General features: G+C 71.6%; 18 protein-coding genes. 16 read left to right on the top strand and 2 right to left on the bottom strand.

The window, feature by feature from the left end:
* The first annotated feature begins 25 nt into the window (after nucleotides 1-25).
* Both QMK24_RS04025 and QMK24_RS04020 read left to right on the top strand, forming a co-directional pair.
* Nucleotides 26-1,663: an acyl-CoA dehydrogenase family protein gene (locus tag QMK24_RS04025; RefSeq protein WP_283463689.1), complete on the top strand. Its 1,638-nt coding sequence runs from the start codon at nucleotides 26-28 to the stop codon at nucleotides 1,661-1,663.
* A gap of 441 nt (nucleotides 1,664-2,104) precedes the next feature.
* A complete protein-coding gene (locus QMK24_RS04020; protein ID WP_283463866.1) occupies nucleotides 2,105-3,340 on the top strand; it encodes a GAF domain-containing protein in 1,236 nt (411 codons plus the stop codon).
* Nucleotides 3,341-3,542: 202 nt separating this feature from the next.
* On the opposite strand, the gene QMK24_RS04015 is transcribed toward QMK24_RS04020, so the two are convergent.
* Complete coding sequence (locus QMK24_RS04015) at nucleotides 3,543-4,499, bottom strand: carbohydrate kinase family protein (RefSeq protein WP_283463688.1); 957 nt, start codon at nucleotides 4,497-4,499, stop codon at nucleotides 3,543-3,545.
* A 150-nt stretch (nucleotides 4,500-4,649) separates the two neighbouring features.
* Between QMK24_RS04015 and QMK24_RS04010 the strand changes: the two genes are divergently transcribed.
* From QMK24_RS04010 to QMK24_RS03955, 13 genes are all read left to right on the top strand, one after another.
* Nucleotides 4,650-5,489, top strand: coding sequence for a class F sortase (locus QMK24_RS04010; protein WP_283463687.1), 840 nt, complete (start codon nucleotides 4,650-4,652; stop codon nucleotides 5,487-5,489).
* A 97-nt stretch (nucleotides 5,490-5,586) separates the two neighbouring features.
* On the top strand, nucleotides 5,587-6,159 hold the full coding sequence (locus QMK24_RS04005; protein ID WP_283463686.1) for a GNAT family N-acetyltransferase: 573 nt from the start codon (nucleotides 5,587-5,589) through the stop codon (nucleotides 6,157-6,159).
* Between the two features lie 23 nt (nucleotides 6,160-6,182).
* Nucleotides 6,183-6,335, top strand: a complete 153-nt coding sequence (locus QMK24_RS41420; protein ID WP_349361984.1) for a putative leader peptide — start codon at nucleotides 6,183-6,185, stop codon at nucleotides 6,333-6,335.
* A gap of 167 nt (nucleotides 6,336-6,502) precedes the next feature.
* On the top strand, nucleotides 6,503-8,200 hold the full coding sequence (locus tag QMK24_RS04000; RefSeq protein WP_283463685.1) for a nitrite/sulfite reductase: 1,698 nt from the start codon (nucleotides 6,503-6,505) through the stop codon (nucleotides 8,198-8,200).
* A complete protein-coding gene (locus QMK24_RS03995) occupies nucleotides 8,197-8,391 on the top strand; it encodes a hypothetical protein (protein ID WP_283463684.1) in 195 nt (64 codons plus the stop codon). Before QMK24_RS04000 ends, QMK24_RS03995 begins: the two co-directional genes overlap by 4 nt.
* A complete protein-coding gene (locus QMK24_RS03990) occupies nucleotides 8,388-9,092 on the top strand; it encodes a phosphoadenylyl-sulfate reductase (protein ID WP_283463683.1) in 705 nt (234 codons plus the stop codon). The genes QMK24_RS03995 and QMK24_RS03990 overlap by 4 nt, the downstream gene beginning before the upstream one ends.
* A 56-nt stretch (nucleotides 9,093-9,148) precedes the next feature.
* Complete coding sequence (cysC, locus tag QMK24_RS03985) at nucleotides 9,149-9,697, top strand: adenylyl-sulfate kinase (RefSeq protein ID WP_283463682.1); 549 nt, start codon at nucleotides 9,149-9,151, stop codon at nucleotides 9,695-9,697.
* Nucleotides 9,694-10,629, top strand: a complete 936-nt coding sequence (gene cysD / locus QMK24_RS03980) for a sulfate adenylyltransferase subunit CysD (RefSeq protein ID WP_283463681.1) — start codon at nucleotides 9,694-9,696, stop codon at nucleotides 10,627-10,629. The genes cysC and cysD overlap by 4 nt, the downstream gene beginning before the upstream one ends.
* A complete protein-coding gene (locus QMK24_RS03975) occupies nucleotides 10,630-11,997 on the top strand; it encodes a sulfate adenylyltransferase subunit 1 (protein WP_283463680.1) in 1,368 nt (455 codons plus the stop codon).
* Between the two features lie 276 nt (nucleotides 11,998-12,273).
* Nucleotides 12,274-13,410 (top strand): aliphatic sulfonate ABC transporter substrate-binding protein, encoded by a 1,137-nt coding sequence (locus QMK24_RS03970; protein WP_283463679.1) that lies wholly within the window; start codon nucleotides 12,274-12,276, stop codon nucleotides 13,408-13,410.
* A 106-nt stretch (nucleotides 13,411-13,516) separates the two neighbouring features.
* Nucleotides 13,517-14,323 (top strand): ABC transporter ATP-binding protein, encoded by an 807-nt coding sequence (locus tag QMK24_RS03965; protein WP_283463678.1) that lies wholly within the window; start codon nucleotides 13,517-13,519, stop codon nucleotides 14,321-14,323.
* On the top strand, nucleotides 14,310-15,227 hold the full coding sequence (locus QMK24_RS03960) for an ABC transporter permease (RefSeq protein ID WP_283463676.1): 918 nt from the start codon (nucleotides 14,310-14,312) through the stop codon (nucleotides 15,225-15,227). The genes QMK24_RS03965 and QMK24_RS03960 overlap by 14 nt, the downstream gene beginning before the upstream one ends.
* Nucleotides 15,227-15,976: a sirohydrochlorin chelatase gene (locus tag QMK24_RS03955; RefSeq protein WP_283463675.1), complete on the top strand. Its 750-nt coding sequence runs from the start codon at nucleotides 15,227-15,229 to the stop codon at nucleotides 15,974-15,976. The genes QMK24_RS03960 and QMK24_RS03955 overlap by 1 nt, the downstream gene beginning before the upstream one ends.
* A gap of 73 nt (nucleotides 15,977-16,049) precedes the next feature.
* Here QMK24_RS03955 and QMK24_RS03950 read toward each other — a convergent pair whose 3' ends face one another.
* Nucleotides 16,050-18,728, bottom strand: coding sequence for a fibronectin type III domain-containing protein (locus tag QMK24_RS03950; protein ID WP_283463674.1), 2,679 nt, complete (start codon nucleotides 18,726-18,728; stop codon nucleotides 16,050-16,052).
* A gap of 350 nt (nucleotides 18,729-19,078) precedes the next feature.
* Here QMK24_RS03950 and QMK24_RS03945 point away from each other — a divergent pair, with 350 nt between their 5' ends.
* On the top strand, nucleotides 19,079-21,331 hold the full coding sequence (locus tag QMK24_RS03945) for an MMPL family transporter (protein WP_283463865.1): 2,253 nt from the start codon (nucleotides 19,079-19,081) through the stop codon (nucleotides 21,329-21,331).
* Nucleotides 21,332-21,433 lie beyond the last annotated feature (102 nt).

Raw genomic sequence — 21,433 nt, 5'->3', positions numbered from 1 at the left:
TGCGCGGGCGCCTACGGTTGCTGCCATGAGTCCCCCTACGCATATGGTGACCAACCAGCCTCCGCCGCTGGTCGGCCATGACGTCTACGCCTCCGACGCCGCGCTCGTCGAGGCCGTGGAACGCCATGCCGCTCCGGAACGGCTGGCGGAGATCCACTCCGAACTGGGCGAGCTGGGCCGGGCGGCGGGCTCGGCGCAGGTACAGCGCTGGGGGGACCAGGCGAACACCCATCCCCCGGTGCTGCGTACGCACGACAGATACGGCACCCGGATCGACGAAGTCGAGTTCCACCCGTCCTGGCACCGGCTGCTGGGCCGCGCGGTGTCGGCCGGCCTGACCGACGCCTGGTCCCGTCCCGACGGCCATCTGCGCCGTGCGGCCGGGTTCCTGGTGTGGTCGCAGGCCGAGGCCGGGCACGGCTGCCCGGTGTCGATGACCCACGCGGCGGTGCCCGCCCTGCGTGCCGATCCGGCGCTGGCCGCCGAATGGGAGCCGCGACTCCGCTCGCGGATCTACGATCCGAAGCTCGCCCCGGCGGACCGGAAGCCGGGCGCGCTGTTCGGAATGGGAATGACGGAGAAGCAGGGCGGATCGGACGTACGGGCCAACACCACCCGCGCCCAGCCGCTCGCCGAGGACGGCACGTACGCCCTGACCGGCCACAAGTGGTTCTGCTCCGCGCCGATGTCGGACGGCTTCCTGGTGCTGGCGCAGGCTCCGGACGGGCTCAGCTGCTTTCTGCTGCCGCGGGTGCTGCCGGACGGGACACGTAACGTCTTCGCGATCCAGCGGCTGAAGGACAAGCTCGGCAATCGTTCCAACGCCTCGTCGGAGGTGGAGTTCGACGGGACGTGGGCGCGCCGGGTCGGCGAGGAGGGCCGCGGGGTCGCGACCATCATCGAGATGGTCGCAGCGACCCGGCTGGACTGCGCCGTCGGTTCCGCGGCGATCATGCGGCAGTCGGTCGCTCAGGCGGTGCACCATGCCGCGCACCGCAGCGCATTCGGGGGCCCGCTGATCGACAAGCCGCTGATGCGCAACGTGCTGGCGGACCTCGCCCTGGAGTCCGAGGCCGCCACCACCACCGCGCTGCGGCTGGCCGCCTCCTACGATTCCGGCGGCGAGCAGGAGCGGCATTTCCGGCGGCTGGCGGTGGCCGTCACCAAGTACTGGGTGACGAAGCGCTGCCCGGCGGTCGCGGTGGAGGCCCTGGAATGCCTCGGCGGCAACGGATACGTGGAGGAGTCGGGCATGCCCCGGCTGTTCCGGGAGTCCCCGCTGAACTCGGTCTGGGAGGGCTCGGGCAACGTCCAGGCGCTGGATGTCCTGCGGGTACTGCGCCGTGATCCTCCGGCCCTGAACGCCTTCCTCAGCGAGATCGGCCTGGCCCGTGGCGCGGACCACCGACTCGACGGCGCCATCAAGGGGCTGCTCACCGAACTCGCCGACCTGGACGGTGTGGAGGCCAGGGCCCGCCGCATCGTCGAACGCATGGCCCTGATCCTCCAGGGCTCGCTGCTCGTGCGCTTCGCGCCCTCCTCCGTGGCCGACGCGTTCTGCGCCTCGCGGCTCGGCGGCGACTGGGGAGCCACCTTCGGCACCCTGCCGCACACCCTCGACCTGGCCTCGATCGTGGACCGCGCCCGGCCGGACGCCGACTGAGGACGCCGGCCGAGGACGCCGGCCGAGGACTCGGTCGAGGACTCGGTCGACGAGGAGGTGGGCGCGGTAGCGGGCCCGCACCCTCCGAGGGGTATCGGAGAGGAACGGTCCGCTACCGCGCCGGCAGAGGGTGGCGCCGCGCCGACTCGGCACCACCCCCGGTCCTGCGACCACCGGGGGAGGTGCGCGACATGGCGGAATTCCCCCCTTGTGGTGCGGTCGGACGACGGAGTATGTGCCGGCGACCGCACTTGCGGTGATGCCGCGTCACTGTCCGCCCGGCCGCCGGGCACTCGCAACGGTTGCAGCCGTTGCACTGGATATGCCGGTTGCCGCCGCATGACGCATCCCGCGGCGGCACCATGGAGTGCAGCATTGAGAAGCATGCGATCCAGTGGCGAAGTGACACACCCACCGACCGGTCCCGGCCGCCTCGGGCCGATGGGCGTCCGCGATTCGGCGCGGCTGCTCGCCAGTGTGCGCGAGGCCGCACTGGCCGGTGACGCCCCGCCCGCGGCGCTGCGGACGGTCATCGGCGAATCCTGGCTCAGGGTGCTCAACCACGGTGTGGATCCGGACATCGGCCGGCACTCCACCCTGCTGTCCACCGAGGAGATCGAACACCGCCGGCAGTCCTCGCCCCTGGGCGACGTCATGCCGCTGCTGCGCGAGGGACTGGTGTCGGTGGCCGACATCGCCTCGCACATCATGGTGGTCACGGACGCCGACGGCCGGGTGCTGTGGCGGGACGGCAGCCTCGCGGTGCGCAAGAGCGCGGACCGGCTCGGTTTCGCCGAGGGCGCGTCCTGGGCCGAGGACGTGGTCGGCACCAACGCGATCGGCACCGCGCTGGTGACCCGCGCGCCCGTGCAGGTGCACTCCGCCGAGCACTTCGTACGCACCCACCACGCATGGACCTGCGCCGCCGCCCCGCTGCACGACCCGCGCGACGGGCGGCTGCTGGGCGTCGTGGACATCAGCGGCCCCGCGGCCACCCTCCACCCGGCGACGCTGTCCCTGGTGACCGCCGTGACCCGGGTCGCCGAGGGCGAGCTGCGGCTCCGGCACTGGGCCTCCATCGAACGGTTGCGAGCGATCGCCGCGCCCCTGCTGGCGCGTATCGAGGGCAAGGCCGTGGCCGTGGACCGCAACGGCTGGACCGCCGCGGTCACCGCCATGGCGCCGCCGGACCGGGTGGCCCTGCCGCTGTCCGTGCGGTCCGGCGAGGTGTGGCTGCCCAGCCTCGGCATGTGCTCCCTGGAACCGCTGCCCGGCGGCTGGCTGATCCGGGTCGGCGACCGGCAGCGGCCGTCGGCCGCGAGCCGCGTCGTCCTCGACGTCAGCCTGCCGCGCGCCTGGGCCGTCACGGTCTCCGGTGCGGCCGGCTGCTGGGCCCAGCAGCTCAGCCCGCGCCATGCCGAGCTGCTCTTCGTCCTCGCCGTGCACCGCGGCGGCCGCAGCGCCGCCGAGCTGGCCCACGACCTGTTCGGTGACGCCGGCCGCACGGTGACGGTCCGCGCCGAGCTCTCGCGGCTCCGCCGCAACCTCGCGGGCGTCCTCGCCCACCGGCCCTACCGCTTCGCCGACGGCGTCGACGTCGAACTCATCCGCCCCCACCACCCCGCCGACCTCCTCCCCCACTCCCAGGCCCCAGCCGTCCGGGCGGCCCGCGCCTGAACCGCTCCCCGGGGGTGGCTGCCGTCTTGATCCCAGCCATCGGCTCGTGCACCCGATGGCCTCAAACGCCGGCCGGGCTGAGAGCGGCGTGCACCCTCTGGGCCGGCCGAAGCGCGGCCTCACGCACCGGACGGGCCGCGGTACGGCCCCACACCCCCCGCAACCGAAGCGGCAAGCTTCCAGCCCGCCCGGTGTTTGAGGGCTATCGGAAGGCCGGGAGCTGGTCCGCCCACGGCGGGTTGGCGCCGCGGGCAGCGCACGTGGCGGCGGCCACCGTGGTGGCGAGGGTGAGGGCGGCGTGGACGTCGGTGGGGGTGAGGGCGGTGAGGCGGGCGCCGAGCTGACCGGTGGAGTGGAGGTGATGGAGGAGGCCGGCCATGAAGGCATCGCCGGCGCCGACGGTGTCGACGACGTGGGACGGCTGGGCCGGTACCTGGACGCGTTCGCCGTTGAGGGAGGCGAGGGCTCCCTTGGGGCCCAGCGTGATCACGACGAGCGGGACGCCGAGCGCGTGCCAGTCGTCGCACGCCCGTTCCGGCGGGGTGCCGGGGTGGAGGAGGGCGAGGTCGTCGTCGCTGAGACGGAGGATGTCGGCGGCCGCGCACCAGCGTGGCAGCCGCTCGCGGTACCGGTCGGGGTGCACGAGCCGCGGCCGGACGTTGGGGTCGATGCTGATGGTGGCGCGGGGGCGGAGGTCGTCGAGGAGTTCCTCGACGCGGTCGGCTCCCGGGTCGCGCACGAGGGCGAGCGATCCGGTGTGCAGACAGCCGGGGTCGGCGGGCAGCCCGGCCGTGAGTTCGGCCGCCGTCCACTGCCAGTCGGCGGTGCCTTCGGCGTGGAAGCTGTAGGAGGCGCGGCCGGCCGCGTCGAGGTCCGCGACGGCGAGCGTGCTGGACTCGGCGGCGTCGGGGCAGCCGGACAGGTCGACGCCGGAGCCGGCGAGATGCTCACGGAAGAGCCTGCCGAAGACATCGCCCGACAGCCGCCCGAGGAACCGCGCGGGAGTACCGAGGCGGGCCAGCGCGACCGCCGTGTTGGCCGGGCCGCCGCCCGGTACGACGTTCAGTTCGAGCCCGGCGGCCGCGTCCCCTGACCGGGGGACGGCGAAGGCGTCGGCGACACATTCGCCGAGGACGATGACGGGGCGGGTCGGACTCATGCGCCACAGCGTACGAGGGCGGGGCGGCAGGGCGGCAGGGCGTACGGAAACCGCCCCCGGCGCCCCGGCCACCCGATCGCCGGTCAGCTGTCGCCGCCCGCCCGCCCCGCACCTAGCGTTTCGGGGGACGGCTCGAGCGGGAGGACGGCGATGGCCACGAGGCAGCAGCAGCGAGCGCGGCAGCGGGCCCGGCAGCAGGCGCGGATGCGGGAGCGGGAGGTGGGGCAGGAGCAGGAGCGGACGCGCGAGCAGGAGCGGACGCGGGCGCGGACGAGCTTCAAGAACCTGCGGCCCGGGCTCAAGAGCCTGCGGCCCGGCCTCAACACCTTGCGGCCCGGGCTCCGGAGCCTCGCGCTCCCGGTCGTCATAGCCGTGACCTCGGTCCTCGGGGTGAGCCTGATACGCAGCGGATCCGAGGAGCGGACCCTCCCCCCGCAGCCCGCCCCGGCCGCCGCCGTCGACCTGCTTCCCGCCGCCCTGCCCACCAAGGCCCGGCAGGCCGCGCCGCCCGAGCCGCTGCAAGCCTCGCCGCCGGTCCGGGTCATGATCCCGTCGATCGGCGTGGACGCCCCACTGATGAATGTCGGCCTCGACGCGGGCGGCTGGGTGGGCTCGCCGCCGCCGGCGAACAAGAATCTGGCCGGCTGGTTCCAGGACTCCCCCGCCCCGGGCGCCGAGGGCACCTCGGTCATCGACGGGCACGTGGACAACATGGCGGGTCCCGCCGTCTTCTACAACCTCGGCGCCCTGAAGAAGGGCGGCCGCATCGAGGTGACCCGCCGGGACGGCCATACCGCGGTCTTCGACGTCTACGGCATCGAGGTCTTCGACAAGAAGGCCTTCCCTGCGAAGCGCGTGTACGGCGACATGGGCGGGCCCGAGCTGCGGATCATCACCTGCGGCGGCGGCTACACGCAGGAGTCCGGGTACAGCGGGAACGTGGTCGTCTTCGCCCGGCTGAGCGCGGTGCGCGGAACCGGGCGGCGCTGAGCGCCGTGCGCAGCCCCGAGCGCAGAGCGCCAAGCCCCGAGCGCAGAGCCCCGAGCCTCCCGCCCCAGGCATCCGGCGCCGATCGTAAGGTGGCGGCATGAGCATCAGCGTGACCACCTGGTCCCTCGAACAGACCTCCCCGGCCGATCTGCGGGCCTCCGGCGCCCCCGCCCCGGACGCGGGGATCCGGATCGTGGCCGCCGAGGTGCCGTCGCCCGACTTCAGCCGCTTCCTGTACGCGTCGGTCGGCGCGGACTGCCGGTGGACGGACCGGCTGGGGTGGACGTACGGGCAGTGGCAGGCGCACCTGGACCGGCCGGGCTCCGAGACCTGGGTCGCGTACGACCACGGCACCCCGGCCGGATTCGTCGAGCTCGACCCGCAGGACGACGGAGTCGTGGAGATCATCTACTTCGGGCTGCTGCCGGCCTTCCGTGGCCGCGGGATCGGCGGGCATCTGCTCTCGTACGGGACCGCCCGCGCCTGGGACCTGGCCGGCCGGTGGCGGGGGCGGGACGCGACGAAGCGGGTGTGGGTGCACACCTGCAGCCTGGACGGGCCGCATGCGATGGCGAACTACGAGCGGCGCGGGTTCCGGCTCTTCGACACCAGGACGGAAGAGGAAGCGGACCAGGCCGTCCCGGCGGGCCCGTGGCCCGCTGAGCGGTGACGCAGAACACATCGTCTCGCTAGATGGGATTATCTGGTCCACATGGTGGACTACGGTGGACTCCTCCAAGACCCCCATGCCACGCTTCCGACATGTCCCGCACTGGAATCGCCTTGGTAGGTCGGCCGCACGTCGACTTCTGCCGCGTGTCCAGCGCCATCTGTCCGGCGAGCTGACCGCGCCGCGCCGGTTGGTACCGGCACTCCCGCCGACCTCTTGTGCCGTGGATGCGCACGCACCCCGCCGAGGCCGACTGCCCTGATCATTTTCAGGTTTCCGCAGGCCATAAGGTGCACCCGCGCTACCACCGACGTATTCGCCCCTGCCCGAAGGACGCATCGCCATGGCCCCCACACCTGACCAGCCAGCCGCCACCACGGCCCGCCGCAAGGCCGGGCGTCACCGTGGTGAGGGCCAGTGGGCCATGGGCCACTTCACTCCGCTCAACGGCAACGAGCAGACGAAGAAGGACGACGACGGTCTCAACGTGCGGACACGCATTGAGACGATCTACTCCAAGCGCGGTTTCGACTCGATCGACCCCAATGATCTGCGCGGCCGCATGCGCTGGTGGGGGCTCTACACCCAGCGCCGGCCCGGGATCGACGGCGGCAAGACCGCGATCCTGGAGCCGCACGAGCTCGACGACGAGTACTTCATGCTGCGGGTCCGCATCGACGGCGGCCGGCTCACCACCGACCAGCTCCGGGTGATCGGCGAGGTCTCGCAGGAGTTCGCGCGCGGCACCGCCGACCTGACCGACCGGCAGAACGTCCAGTACCACTGGATCCGGATCGAGGACGTCCCGGAGATCTGGCGTCGGCTGGAGGCCGTGGGCCTGTCCACCACCGAGGCATGCGGCGACACCCCGCGTACCATCCTCGGCTCGCCGGTGGCGGGTATCGCGGCCGACGAGATCATCGACGGCAGCTCCGCGATCGACGAGATCCACGACCGCTTCATCGGCACCAAGGAGTTCTCCAACCTCCCGCGCAAGTTCAAGACGGCGATCTCCGGATCCCCGCTGCTGGACGTGGCGCACGAGATCAACGACATCGCGTTCGTCGGCGTGCGCCACCCCGAGCACGGTCCCGGCTTCGACCTGTGGGTCGGCGGCGGACTGTCCACCAACCCCAAGCTCGGGGTGCGGCTCGGCGCCTGGGTCCCGCTGGACGAGGTCTCCGACGTGTGGGCCGGCGTCATCGGCATCTTCCGCGACTACGGCTACCGGCGGCTGCGTACCCGCGCCCGGCTGAAGTTCCTGATCGCCGACTGGGGCAGCGAGAAGTTCCGGCAGATCCTGGAGGACGAGTACCTCCACCGCAAGCTCATCGACGGTCCCGCCCCCGAGTACCCCGTGCAGCAGTGGCGCGACCACGTCGGTGTGCACCGCCAGCAGGACGGCCGCTTCTACGTCGGCTTCGCGCCGCGCGTCGGCCGGATCGACGGCTCGACACTCACGAAGATCGCCGAACTGGCCGCCGAGCACGGCTCGGGCCGGCTGCGCACCACCGTCGAGCAGAAGATGATCGTGCTCGACATCGAGGAGTCCCGGGTCGAGTCGCTGGTGGCCGGTCTCGAGGCGCTGGGCTTCCAGGTGAAGCCCTCCCCGTTCCGGCGCGGCACCATGGCCTGCACCGGCATCGAGTTCTGCAAGCTCGCCATCGTCGAGACCAAGGCGCGCGGCGCCTCCCTCATCGACGAGCTGGAGCGCCGGCTGCCGGAGTTCGACCAGCCCCTGACCATCAACGTCAACGGCTGCCCGAACTCCTGCGCCCGTATCCAGGTGGCGGACATCGGTCTCAAGGGCCAGCTGGTCACCGACGAGAACGGCGAGCAGGTCGAGGGCTTCCAGGTGCACCTGGGCGGCAGCCTCGGCCTGGAGCCCGGCTTCGGCCGCAAGGTACGCGGTCTGAAGGTGACCTCCGCCGGGCTGCCCGACTACGTCGAGCGGGTGCTGCGGCGCTTCGAGGCCGAGCGCGAGGGTGACGAGCGCTTCGCCACCTGGGCCGCCCGCGCCTCCGAGGAGGCGCTGTCATGACCGAGCGCGCCGCACCGTTCTACTGCCCGTACTGCGGGGACGAGGATCTGCGCCCTTCCGAGGAGAAGGTCCCCCACGGATCGGGCGCCGCCTGGGAATGCCGGGCATGCAACCGGGCCTTCCAGTTGAAGTTCCTCGGTCTGCTGGCCAAGGGACTTGAGAACAGCTCCCCGACTGGAGGCGAGTCGTGACCACCGCACAGCACACCGCCGAGGACTTGCGGCACCTGGCAGAGCAAGCGGGCCGTGACCTCGAAGAGGCCGCGCCGCTCGAGATCCTGCGCTGGGCCGCCGAGACGTTCGGCCCGCGCTTCTGCGTCACCTCCTCGATGGAGGACGCCGTCGTGGCGCATCTCGCGTCCCGCGCCTTCCCCGGCGTGGACGTGGTCTTCCTCGACACCGGCTACCACTTCCCCGAGACCATCGGCACCCGCGACGCGGTCGAGGCCGTGATGGACGTGAACGTCATCACGCTCACCCCGCGCCAGACGGTGGCCGAGCAGGACGCCGAGTACGGGCCGAAACTGCACGACCGCGACCCGGACCTGTGCTGCGCGCTCCGCAAGGTCAAGCCGTTGGAGGACGGTCTGACCGGCTACGACGCCTGGGCCACCGGTCTGCGCCGCGACGAGTCCCCGACCCGCGCCAACACGCCCGTCGTCGGATGGGACGAGAAGCGGCGCAAGGTCAAGGTCTCCCCGATCGCCCGCTGGACGCAGGAGGACGTGGACGCGTACATCACCGAGCACGGGGTGCTGGCCAACCCGCTGCTGATGGACGGCTACGCGTCGGTCGGCTGCGCGCCGTGCACCCGCCGGGTGCTGGAGGGCGAGGACGCCCGCGCCGGCCGCTGGGCGGGCCGTGGCAAGACCGAGTGCGGGCTGCACGGCTGATGACCACTCAGATATGCCGGGCAGACCAGCTGTCCCAGGTACCCCAGGAGCGAGCGATGAGCGGGACGGACACGGGCGCCACGGTGTGGCTCACCGGTCTGCCGAGCGCGGGCAAGACCACGATCGCCTTCGCGCTGGCGGACCGGCTGCGCGCCGACGGCCACCAGGTGGAGGTGCTGGACGGCGACGAGATCCGCGAGTTCCTCTCCGCGGGGCTGGGCTTCACCCGCGAGGACCGGCACACCAACGTGCAGCGCATCGGCTTCGTGGCCGAGCTGCTCGCCTCCAACGGCGTCAAGGTCCTCGTCCCCGTCATCGCTCCCTACGCGGACAGCCGCGAGGCGGTCCGCGGGCGCCACCAGAAGCAGGGCACCGCGTACTTGGAGGTGCACGTGGCGACTCCGGTCGAGGTGTGCTCCGAGCGCGATGTGAAGGGGCTGTACGCCAAGCAGGCCGCGGGCGAGATTACCGGTCTCACCGGGGTCGACGACCCGTACGAGGCGCCCATGGCACCCGATCTGCGCATCGAGACGCAAGGGCGCACCGTCGAGGACTCCGCCGTGGCGCTCCGCGCGCTGCTCGTCGAGAGGGGACTGGCCGCATGACCACCGTCGCCGCACCCACTGATTCCATCGAGAACCCGTACGCGCTCAGCCACTTGGACGCGCTCGAGTCCGAGGCCGTGCACATCTTCCGCGAGGTGGCGGGTGAGTTCGAACGGCCGGTGATCCTCTTCTCCGGCGGCAAGGACTCGATCGTCATGCTGCACCTGGCGCTGAAGGCGTTCGCGCCCGCCGCGGTGCCGTTCTCGCTGCTGCATGTGGACACCGGGCACAACTTCCCCGAGGTACTGGAGTACCGGGACCGTACGGTGGCCGAGCACGGCCTGCGCCTGCAGGTGGCGCATGTGCAGGACTACATCGACGACGGCCGGCTGCGCGAGCGCCCCGACGGCACCCGCAATCCGCTGCAGACGGTGCCGCTGCTCGACGGGATCGCCGAGGGCAAGTACGACGCGGTCTTCGGCGGCGGCCGCCGCGACGAGGAGAAGGCCCGCGCCAAGGAGCGGGTCTTCTCGCTGCGCGACGAGTTCGGCGCCTGGGACCCGCGCCGTCAGCGCCCCGAGCTGTGGCAGCTCTACAACGGCAAGCACGCGGCCGGCGAGCATGTCCGGGTGTTCCCGCTGTCCAACTGGACCGAGCTGGACGTGTGGCAGTACATCGCCCGCGAGGGCATCGACCTGCCCGAGATCTACTACGCGCACGAGCGGGATGTGTTCTCCCGCAGCGGCATGTGGCTGACGGCGGGCGAGTGGGGCGGCCCGAAGTCCGGGGAGACCGTCGAGAAGCGGCTCATCCGCTACCGCACGGTCGGTGACATGTCCTGCACCGGCGCCGTGGACTCGGACGCCGCCACGATCGAGCAGGTCATCGTGGAGATCGCCGCGTCCCGTCTCACCGAGCGGGGCGCGACCCGCGCCGACGACAAGATGTCCGAGGCCGCGATGGAAGACCGTAAGCGCGAGGGGTACTTCTAAATGACCAGCATCGCCACCGCAGAGCAGATCGCGGCCACCTCGCAGCTGCGCTTCGCCACCGCCGGCTCCGTCGACGACGGCAAGTCCACCCTCGTCGGGCGGCTGCTGCACGACTCGAAGTCGGTACTGACCGACCAGCTGGAGGCCGTCGAGCACGCCTCGCGCCGCCGCGGCCAGGAGGCCCCGGACCTGGCGCTGCTCACCGACGGCCTGCGGGCCGAACGCGAGCAGGGCATCACGATCGACGTGGCGTACCGGTACTTCGCCACCACACGGCGCCGGTTCATCCTCGCCGACACGCCCGGCCATGTGCAGTACACCCGCAACATGGTCACCGGCGCCTCGACCGCCGAGCTGGCCGTGGTGCTCGTCGACGCCCGCAACGGTGTCGTGGAGCAGACCCGGCGCCATGCCGCGGTGGCCGCGCTGCTGCGCGTCCCGCATGTGGTGCTGGCCGTCAACAAGATGGACCTGGTGGACTACGCGGAGCCCGTCTTCGCCGCCATCGCCAAGGAGTTCACGGCGTACGCGGCGTCGCTCGGCGTCCCGGACATCACCGCGATCCCGATCTCTGCGCTCGCCGGGGACAACGTCGTGACCGCGTCAGCCAACATGGACTGGTACGGCGGCCCCACCGTCCTGGAACACCTGGAGACGGTGCCGGTCGGCACCGACCAGACGGACGCCCCGGCCCGCTTCCCGGTCCAGTACGTGATCCGGCCGCAGACCGCCGAGCACCCCGACTACCGGGGCTACGCGGGACAGATCGCCTCCGGCGTACTGCGGGTCGGCGACGAGGTGACGGTTCTGCCGTCCGGCGCGACCAGCACCATCACCGGTATCGACGCGCTCGGGGAGACGGTGGACGTGGCCTGGGCGCCGCAGTCCGTGACCGTGCTGCTCGCCGACGACCTGGACGTCTCGCGCGGCGATCTGATAGCGCCGACCCGCTCGGCGCCGGCGACCACGCAGGACGTCGAGGCGACCGTCTGCCATCTGCACGAGCGGCCGCTCAAGGTCGGCTCCCGGGTGCTCCTCAAGCACGCGACGCGCACGGTGAAGGCCGTCGTCAAGGCGCTCCCGTACCGCATCGACCTCACGGCGGGGCTCGCGCACGAGTCCGGGCCGTCGCAGCTGGACGTCAACGACATCGGCTCCGTCGTGCTGCGCACCGCCGAGCCGCTGCCGCTGGACGCCTACGCGGACTCGCGGCTGACCGGCTCCTTCCTGCTGATCGACCCGGCGGACGGCACGACGCTGACCGCCGGCATGGCGGGCGAGGCGTTCGCCGAACCCGCCGCACCGTCCGCGCCCGGCACGTCCGGCACGTCCGGCACGGGCAACGAACCAGAGGGGTGGGACTTCTGATGGTCACTGAGGCCTACTCGGGCTTCGCGAAGGAGGGCGGCCGCGTCGGCAGCGGCCTCCTCGGTGCGGGTACGGGCGGGGTGGCGCGATGTGTGCGCTGACGCCTCCGCCTACGGCGCGATTCCGCGGTTGGCGCCCTCAGTGGCCCGCTCCGCGGGCCTTGGGCCGCCGCCGCAGTGCCTCGCGCACGCCGTATCACCACCACCGAAGACCTGCCGCTTTCCCGGCCGCGCCCTAAGAGGCGCCCACGGCCGGGCCTACGAGAGGACACCTCCCGTGTCTGCCGAGCACCACGCCGTACGGAGCCCAGCCGTTCCCCGCCGCCGGCGCGTCCTGGCGGCTGCCGTAACACTCCCGCTGCTCTTCGGCGCCCTGGCCGCGTGCGGATACGGCTCGAAGGCCGCCAAGAACAGCGATCCCGCTCCCGCCGCGGCGGGAGCGAAGAAGCTCTCCGCCGACGAGGTGAAGATCGGCTACTTCCCGAACCTCACCCACGCCACCGCGCTCGTGGGCCTCAACCAGGGCCTGTTCGCGAAGGAGCTGGGCGGCACCACCGTCAAGACCCAGACCTTCAACGCGGGCCCGTCCGAGATCGAGGCGCTGAACGCCGGCTCCATCGACATCGGCTGGATCGGCCCCTCGCCGTCGATCAACGGCTACACCAAGTCCAAGAGCACCAGCCTGCGGATCATCTCCGGCTCCGCCTCGGGCGGCGTGAAGCTGGTCGTCAACCCCGCGAAGATCAAGACCCTGGACGACGTCAAGGGCAAGAGGATCGCGACCCCGCAGCTGGGCAACACCCAGGACGTGGCCTTCCTCAACTGGATCGCCGAAAAGGGCTGGACGGTCGACGCGCAGAGCGGCAAGGGCGATGTCTCCGTCTTCCGCACCGACAACAAGGTCACGCCCGACGCCTACAAGTCCGGTTCGATCGACGGCGCGTGGGTGCCGGAGCCGACCGCGTCCAAGCTCGTCGCCGAGGGCGCCAAGGTGCTGCTCGACGAGAAGGACCTGTGGCCGGACAAGAAGTTCGTGATCACCAATGTGATCGTGTCGCAGAAGTTCCTCGCGGCGCACCCGGATGTCGTCGAAGCGGTGCTGCGCGGTTCGGTGAACACCAACGCCTGGATCACGGCGAACCCGGACAAGGCGAAGGCCGCCGCCAACGACCAGCTCAAGAAGGACACCCAGAAGGCGCTGCCGGCCAATGTGCTCGACCCGGCGTGGGCGGGCATCCAGGTCCTCGACGACCCGCTCGCCGCGTCGCTGTCGTCCGAGGCCGACCACGCCGTCAAGGCCGGTCTGCTGAAGAAGCCCGACCTCGCCGGGATCTTCGACCTGACGCTGCTCAACAAGGTCCTCAAGGCCGCGGGCAAGCCCGCGGCGGCCGCGGCGGGGCTCGGCAAGCAGTAGCCGGACCACGATACGGCAGCACGAAGCCGGTGTCGGGCCCCCCAGCGGGCCGGACACCGGCGGCCCACAGCACGCACCGCCCGCCCACGTACCAGGAGGTGACCGGATGGCCACGGCACTGACGACCACCGAGCAGCACAGCGCGGCCACCGCCGTCGCAGACGGCGCGCCCGCCGTACGGATCGACCACGTCCACAAGGTCTTCGGCCGTCCGGGCTCGGCCCAGGCCGTGCTCGACGACATCACCCTCGATGTCCGTCCGGGTGAATTCGTCTGCCTCCTGGGGGCCTCGGGCTGCGGCAAGTCGACCCTGCTCAACCTGGTCGCGGGCCTCGACCAGCCGACCGCCGGCACCATCACCGTGCCGGGCGGCCGCCCGGCGCTGATGTTCCAGGAGCACGCGCTCTTCCCCTGGCTCACCGCCGGCCGGAACATCGAACTGGCACTGCGGCTGCGCGGTGTTCCGCGCGCCGAGCGACGCCCCGAGGCCGAGCGGCTGCTCAGCCTGGTGCGGCTGGACGGCTCCTACGGCAAGCGCGTCCACGAGCTGTCCGGCGGCATGCGGCAGCGCGTCGCGCTGGCCCGCGCGCTCGCCCAGGACTCCGACGTGCTGCTGATGGACGAGCCGTTCGCGGCGCTGGACGCCATCACCCGCGACGTCCTGCACGGCGAGCTCACCCGTATCTGGGCCGAGACGGGCGTCTCCGTCGTCTTCGTCACCCACAACGTCCGGGAGGCCGTCCGGCTCGCCGAGCGCGTGGTGCTGCTGACGTCCCGGCCGGGCCGGGTCGCCCGCGAGTGGTCCGTGGACATCCCGCAGCCGCGCCGCATCGAGGACGCCGCCGTCGCCGAGCTGTCCATCGAGATCACCGAAGAACTGCGTGGGGAGATCCGCCGACATGGCCAGCACTGACACCGTTCCCGCCGGCCGGGCGGGCAAGGCGGGCAGCACCGTCTCTCAGGACCTCGAGGGCCTGGAGGCCGGGCTCGACGCCCTGGACGCGGTCCAGATCCGGCGTACCCCGGTCACCCAGGTCCTGCTCAAGAAGGTGCTGCCGCCGGTCGCGGCGGTCGCCCTGGTGCTCGTCGTGTGGCAGCTCGCCGTCTGGGCCGGGCTCGCCCCCGAGACCAAGCTGCCCGGCCCCCGGGCGGTGGGCAGCAGCTTCATGACCCTGTGGAACGAGGGCCAGCTCTTCGACATCGTCTGGACGAGCGTCTCGCGCGGTCTGCTGGGCTTCGTCGCCGCGGTCGCCATCGGCACCCCGGTCGGGCTGGTCGTCGCGCGCGTCCCGTTCGTCCGTGCCGCCCTCGGGCCGATCCTGTCGGGTCTGCAGTCGCTGCCGTCGGTGGCCTGGGTGCCGGCCGCGGTCATCTGGCTGGGCATCACCGACTCGGCGATGTACGCCGTCATCCTGCTCGGCGCGGTGCCCTCCATCGCGAACGGCCTGATCTCCGGTATCGACCAGGTCCCGCCGCTCTATCTGCGCGCCGGCCGTACGCTCGGCGCCACCGGTCTGCGCGGCGCCCGGCACATCCTGCTGCCGGCCGCCCTGCCCGGCTACCTCTCAGGTCTCAAGCAGGGCTGGGCCTTCTCCTGGCGCTCCCTGATGGCCGCAGAACTCATCGCCTCCTCCCCCGATCTCGGTACCGGCCTGGGGCGTTACCTGGAGAACATGCGCGAGGGTTCCGACATGCCGGGCATCTTCCTCGGCATCATCCTCATCCTCGTCGTCGGTATCGCCATCGACCTGCTGATCTTCAGCCCGCTGGAGCGCCGCGTGCTGCGCAGCCGCGGCCTGTCGTCCCGGAGCCAGTGATGACCGGCCCGGTCCTTCTCGTCATCGCCCACGGCAGCCGCGATCAGCGCCATGCCGCGACCGTCCATGCGCTGACCGAGCAGGTACGGGCCGCCCGGCCGGGGCTCCGCGTCGTCACCGGATTTCTCGACTTCTGCGCGCCGACCGTGGCGCAGGTCGTCGACCGTCTCGCGGCGGAGGGCGTCCGCGAGATCGTCGCCCTTCCGCTGCTCCTCACCCGCGCCTTCCACGCGAAGGCCGACATCCCCGCCGTGCTGCGCGAGTCGACGGCCGCGCACCCCCGGCTGAGGGTCGCGGTGGCCGATGTCCTCGGCCCTTCGCCGCTGCTGACCGCCGCCCTGGAGCGGCGGCTGTACGAGGCCGGGGTCACGCCCGGCGACCGCTCGACCGGGGTCGTACTGGCCTCGGCGGGCTCCACCGACCCGGAGGCGATCGCAGTGATCGCTGAAATCGCGCGGGAGTGGCGGTACACCGGTTGGTGCGCCGTGCGGCCTGCGTTCGCCTCCGCATCCCTTCCCCGGACCGAGGACGCCGTCCGGCAGCTCCGCGCCGAGGGCGTGCGGCGTATCGCCGTCGCCCCGTACGTCATCGCGCCCGGCTTCCTCCCGGACCGCATCGCCCGCGGCGCCCGCGAGGCGGGCGCCGACGTGCTGGCCCCGGTGCTGGGCGCGGCCCCGGAGCTCGTCCAGCTGCTGCTGGAGCGCTACGCCGGGGCACTGGTCCCCCGCGGGGCACTGCTCTCGGCCTGACCGTGCCGACGGACTCACGTCGTGCGCACCGGCCTGTGCCTCCGAGGCACAGGCCGGTGGTCGTTCATGGGGCTCAGGCCGCCGGCGTGGTGGCGGTGACCTTCACCTCCGGGCCGGTGCCGGCGCCGGTGACGGCCGCGATGGTGACGGTGTAGGCGGTGCCCGGTGCGAGACCGCCGATGACGCGGAACATGCCCTTGCCGGACGGCTGGGTGACCAGAGCGTCCCGGCCGGTGACGTCGATCGTGCGGCCGTCGGAGACGGTGATCCGGTAACCGACGACGGCGGAGTCGCCGATGGCCGTGGGCGGGGTCCAGGCGACGGTGGCCGCGTGGGCACTGGTACGGAGTTTGGCGCCGCTGGGGGCGGCGGGCAGGACGGTGGCGGGCCCGGGCTTCACTGGTGCGGAGGTGAGGGACGGCGCGCCGGCGCCCTGCGCGTTGGTGGCCGTGACGGTCACCGTGTACGCCTGGCCGGCGTCCAGTCCCGCGATCCGCAGATGGGCGCGGTCGGTGAAGTCCGCGGCGGAGATGTCCGCGGTCGTGACCTGGTGCCCGGCCGCGTCGAGGACATGGGCGGTGTAGGACAGCAGCGGCGAACCGCCGTCCGCGAACGTCGGGTTGAAGGTGACCTGGAGCGCCCCGGCGCCGGCCGTGGCGGTGCCGACGCGTGACGGCGCCTCGGGGACGGCGAGCGCACCGATCCGCCGGTCCAGCAGCCCGCGGTAGGCGGGTTCGAGGCCCGCGTTGCCGAGGATCGCCGCGGGCGCGTCGGACGGGGCGGCGATGATGTGGTTGCCGGTGGTGACGAGGCCCTTGTTGTCGCTGTCGCCGCTGCCCTCCTCCCACCAGTTGTCCTTGACGAGGGTGGGGTCGCTGTTGCCGAGCGCATCGCGGTAGTCGGTGTGGCGGCTGGCGACATTGGCGTAGGCGGCGCCGTACAGGACGTTGCCCTGGACGGTCTCGTAGGTGCAGCCGTTGTCGGTGTAGACGCTCTTGCCGAGGCCCCACTGCCCGTGGATGACGTTGCCGGTGACCTTCTCGCCGTCGGCCATCGACGTGCCGGTCAGGCCCTGGGTGTAGATGCCGCCGCCGTCGTCCAGCATCTGCATGTAGTCGAAGATGAGGTTGTCGCGTACGGCGTTGTCGTGGCTGGGGTTGGGCGTCGCGGGCGAGCCGATCTTGTCGGGCCAGCCGCCCCAGCCCATCGAGATCGCGGAGTAGCCGACGTGGTCGATCTGGTTGTGGGCGATCGTGTTGTGCTGGGTGTAGCCGTTGACGATGGCGACGCCGCCGTGGAATTCGCGGGGCAGCGCGTAGAGATGGTTGTCGGTGACCTGTACGCCACTGGCCGGCTCGGTGCCGTCGACGCCGCCGATCTCCATGCCGTTGCCGGAGATGTCGGTGAAGATGCCGCCGCTGACCCGGGCGTCCTTCGTACCGGTGCCCAACTCCAGTCCGGCGGCGCCGAGATGCGCGAAGACGTCGCTGGTGAAGTCGATGCTCCGGCTGTGCGCGAGCGAGACGTTGCCCGGCATCTTCGTCCAGCTGGCGAACGGGCAGGTGCCGCCCGCGACGAAGTGGCACAGGCCCTGGGTGGCCCAGCCGGTCGGCCCGGTGATGGTGTAACCGGCCTGGATCTCGGAGAAGCCCCCGGGTGACGAGGGGGTCAGCCAGGTCGCGTAGCTGAACTGCAGGCCGCGGAAGGTGACATCGTGCAGCGGCGCGGCGGCCGTGCCGCCGCCGTCGATGAGCTTCTGCGCGACCGGCGCCTCGACGTCGGCGTTCCGCAGGTCCTCACCCGGGCGCGGCAGGTAGTAGACGGTGTGGGCGGACCGGTCGAAATACCACTCGCCGGGCTGGTCGAGCAGTTCGTAGGCGTTCTCGACATAGGAGGCGTGCCCGCTGTTGGTGAGCTTGCCCGGGCCGACCATGCTGACGGTACGGCCGGGGATGTCGGGGAATTCCACCCGCTTGTTGGAATTGTCCCTGCAGGGCTGGGCCATGGTGATCGTGGTGCCGGTGGCGGAGGCGATGGGGCAACGCGGCTCGGTCCACTGGCCGAGGCCGTTGCGGGCGATGTTCCACAGCGTCTCGCCGCTGGTGTAGACGAACTCGGCGTCGCCGATGTTCCGCCAGGTGGCGAGGGTGCCCGCGGAGGCCGTGTATCCGGTGGAGGTGACGGTGAGATCCACCGGAACCTCGCCGCGGGCACGCTGCGCGCGCACCCCGTCGACGTACAGCTGCCGGGTGTCGGCCAGCCCACTGGGCGCGGGCGCGGCCCACAGGCCGGGGCGGGCGGCGACCTGCTGCCAGCCGGTCACCTGACGGCCGCCGCTGACGACGGCGGAGCCGGCGCCGTCCCAGACGACCCGGTGACCGTTGCCGCCGGAGTCGCGGGCGTCGAGCACGAGGGGCTCGGACTGCCGGTAGGTGCCGGGGGCCAGATGGACGGTGAGGTCGGCGGTGAGGTGTCCCGTCCGGGCGCGGACGAGGTCGCGGGCGTGTTCAAGGGTGCGGACCGGTTGCTCGGCGGTGCCGGAGGCGTGGTCGTCACCATCCGGGGAGAGATAGACATCGGCGGCACTGGACGCGGCGCTCGACGCGGCACGGTGTTCGGCTCCGAATAATCCGGTGGCTCCGGCGGCTCCTGCCGCCGGAATGCCGGTGGTGGTGAGAGCGGTCGCGGTCGCGGCCAGTACGGCGAGTACGGCCGCGGCTCGGCGGCGGACGGGCCTCAGGGGTGCGGGCATGTTCCCTCCCGTGGGATCAGCCTCGTAGGTGCCGGAAACATACGACCACTGGCATGACACGGTCAAGGAATTCCCCGGAAACGGCGCCCCGGCGCGCCAAAATCGGCTGATTCATCGGACCACTGGCAGATCGTTTCCTTAGGCGATCTTTATACGTGTAAGGGACCGGAATCCTCCGGGGGTGGGGCTGGCCTCACCCCAAGGGGGGAGAGCCCCCACCATCAAGTCACCTGGAAGCCTGATGGGTTGACGTGCCCGCGACCCATAGCGTCATAGGCGAAGCAAGCGGTGCCGTACCGCTGCAATGACGAGGGGGAACCGTGAGTCGCGTACGCGCACACGGCAGCAAGATGGGAATCGCTGCGGCAATGGGGGGCTGGAGCGCCCGTCACCGATGGACGGCGGTGATCGGCTGGCTGGTGTTCGTCGTCCTCGCGCTGGCCGTCGGACAGATGGCCGGGCGCGTGGACTCCACCCAGGAGCAGGGGCTCCCGGGCGAGGTTAGCCAGGCAGCGGGGATCATCGACGACGCGGGCCTCAAGGGCGCCGCGGGCGAGATGGTGCTCATCCAGGTCAAGACCCCGGGCGGCACGGTCGCGGACCCCGCGTTCCACACCGCCGTGGACAACGTCATAGCGGCGGTCAAGGGCAGCGGCCAGACCCAGAACATCATGTCGCCCTACGACACCAAGGCGATCTCCCCCGACCAGCGTTCGGCGCTGGTGCGGTTCGAGATGACCGGTGACATCAAGACCGCCAAGGACCGTGTCACGCCCGTCACCGACGCGGTGTCGGGAATCCAGTCCAAGCACCAGGACCTGCGGATCGAGGAGTTCGGCGACGCGAGCTCCCAGAAGGTCCTCGGTGACGCCTTCGGCAACGACTTCAAGACCGCCGAGCTCTCCGCGGTCCCGGTCGCCCTCGGCATCCTGCTGATCGCCTTCGGCGCGCTGGTCGCGGCCCTGCTGCCGGTCCTCCTCGCCGTGACCGCCTTCGTGGCGACCACCGGCCTGGTCGCCGTCATCAGCCACCTGGTGCCCATGAGCGACACCGCCAACTCGGTCATGCTGCTGGTCGGTCTGGCCGTCGGCGTCGACTACTGCCTGTTCTACCTGCGCCGCGAGCGTGAGGAGCGGGCGGCGGGACACGACGCGCAGACCGCCATCAAGATCGCCTCGGCGACGTCCGGCCGCGCGATCCTGATCTCCGGCATCACCGTGATCGTCGCCATGGCCGGCATGCTCTTCACCGGCATCGCGGACTTCAAGGCGATGGGCGTGGCCACCATGATGGTCGTCGCGGTCGCCATGTTCGGCTCGGTGACCGTCCTTCCCGCCCTGCTCTCGCTGCTCGGCCACCGTGTCGAGAAGGGCCGTATACCCTTCCTCAACCGGGCCGCGAAGAACACCGCCAAGCGCGGCGGCAACAGCGACAGCCGCTTCTGGACCACCGTCCTCACCCCGGTGCTGCGCAACCCGAAGACCGCAACCATCATCGCGGGCGGCGCGCTCGTCCTCATCGCCTCCCCGGCGCTCGGGATGCACACCGCGAACCTCACCATGAACCAGGAGCTCGGCAACGGTCTGCCGATCATCCAGACCTACGACCGCATCAACGAGGCGTTCCCCGGCGGCCCCGACCCGGCCCATGTGGTCGTCAAGGCCGCCGACATCAACGCCGCGCCCGTCAAGCAGGCGATCGAGGACTTCCGCGCCGAGGCCGTCGCCAAGGGCGCCAGCAAGGGACCGGTCACCGTGACCGTCCACGCCAAGGAGAACATCGCGCAGATCAACGTCCCGCTGGCGGGCGGCACGGACAAGGCCAAGGCCGAAGCCGGGCTCGTCCAACTGCGTGACGAGGTACGCCCCGACACGCTCGGCAAGGTCGAAGGGCTCGAAGCGCCGATCACCGGTCAGACGGCCGGCTCGATGGACTTCACCAACAAGATCACGAGCAGCGTCCCGCCGGTCTTCGCCTTCGTGATCGTCTTCGCCTTCGTCCTGATGCTGCTCTCCTTCCGCTCCCTCACCATCGCGGCCACCTCCATCGTCCTCAACCTGCTGTCGGTGGGCGCGGCCTACGGTGTCCTCTCCGCCGTCTTCCAGCACGGCTGGGGCGCGGGACTGGTGGGGGCGACGGGCACCGGCGCGGTCGTCGCCTGGCTGCCGCTCTTCCTCTTCGTGATCCTCTTCGGGCTGAGCATGGACTACCACGTGTTCGTGGTCTCCCGGATCCGTGAGGCCAAGATGCGCGGCCTCAGCACCCAGAACGCCATCCAGCAGGGCATCACCACCACGGCAGGCGTCGTCACCAGCGCGGCAGTCATCATGGTCGCGGTGTTCGCCATCTTCGGAACGCTCTCCATGCAGAGCATGAAGCAGATGGGCGTCGGCCTGGCGGTGGCCGTCCTCATCGACGCGACCGTCATCCGTGGGGTACTGCTCCCCGCCGTCATGGCACTGCTCGGCGAGCGCAACTGGTACCTGCCCAAGTGGCTCGGCTGGCTCCCGGACATGACCCACGACGAGGCCGTACTGGCCCCGCCCGCGGCACCCGTCGAGGCCACCCGCCCCGCCGAGGCGTCGGACGCGGCCCGCGTCTGACCGGCTCCCACCAGCAGTCGGCCCGGTCTCTCACGGGGGGAGACCGGGCCGACGCATGCCGTCACCCCACCGGCTCAGGCCACCGCGCGGACGGCCCTCCAC

This window comes from Streptomyces sp. PH10-H1 (genome assembly GCF_030063355.1).
Lineage (GTDB): Bacteria > Actinomycetota > Actinomycetes > Streptomycetales > Streptomycetaceae > Actinacidiphila.
This window is presented reverse-complemented; position numbering and strand designations above follow the sequence as displayed.

Bases quoted from the DNA above. Each gene is read 5' to 3' on its own strand.
- QMK24_RS04025 (WP_283463689.1), top strand. From the start codon at position 26: ATGAGTCCCCCTACGCATATGGTGACCAACCAGCCTCCGCCGCTGGTC.
- QMK24_RS04020 (WP_283463866.1), top strand. From the start codon at position 2,105: ATGGGCGTCCGCGATTCGGCGCGGCTGCTCGCCAGTGTGCGCGAGGCC.
- QMK24_RS04015 (WP_283463688.1), bottom strand. From the start codon at position 4,499: ATGAGTCCGACCCGCCCCGTCATCGTCCTCGGCGAATGTGTCGCCGAC.
- QMK24_RS04010 (WP_283463687.1), top strand. From the start codon at position 4,650: ATGGCCACGAGGCAGCAGCAGCGAGCGCGGCAGCGGGCCCGGCAGCAG.
- QMK24_RS04005 (WP_283463686.1), top strand. From the start codon at position 5,587: ATGAGCATCAGCGTGACCACCTGGTCCCTCGAACAGACCTCCCCGGCC.
- QMK24_RS41420 (WP_349361984.1), top strand. From the start codon at position 6,183: ATGGGATTATCTGGTCCACATGGTGGACTACGGTGGACTCCTCCAAGA.
- QMK24_RS04000 (WP_283463685.1), top strand. From the start codon at position 6,503: ATGGCCCCCACACCTGACCAGCCAGCCGCCACCACGGCCCGCCGCAAG.
- QMK24_RS03995 (WP_283463684.1), top strand. From the start codon at position 8,197: ATGACCGAGCGCGCCGCACCGTTCTACTGCCCGTACTGCGGGGACGAG.
- cysC (WP_283463682.1), top strand. From the start codon at position 9,149: ATGAGCGGGACGGACACGGGCGCCACGGTGTGGCTCACCGGTCTGCCG.
- cysD (WP_283463681.1), top strand. From the start codon at position 9,694: ATGACCACCGTCGCCGCACCCACTGATTCCATCGAGAACCCGTACGCG.
- QMK24_RS03975 (WP_283463680.1), top strand. From the start codon at position 10,630: ATGACCAGCATCGCCACCGCAGAGCAGATCGCGGCCACCTCGCAGCTG.
- QMK24_RS03965 (WP_283463678.1), top strand. From the start codon at position 13,517: ATGGCCACGGCACTGACGACCACCGAGCAGCACAGCGCGGCCACCGCC.
- QMK24_RS03960 (WP_283463676.1), top strand. From the start codon at position 14,310: ATGGCCAGCACTGACACCGTTCCCGCCGGCCGGGCGGGCAAGGCGGGC.
- QMK24_RS03955 (WP_283463675.1), top strand. From the start codon at position 15,227: ATGACCGGCCCGGTCCTTCTCGTCATCGCCCACGGCAGCCGCGATCAG.
- QMK24_RS03950 (WP_283463674.1), bottom strand. From the start codon at position 18,728: ATGCCCGCACCCCTGAGGCCCGTCCGCCGCCGAGCCGCGGCCGTACTC.
- QMK24_RS03945 (WP_283463865.1), top strand. From the start codon at position 19,079: ATGGGAATCGCTGCGGCAATGGGGGGCTGGAGCGCCCGTCACCGATGG.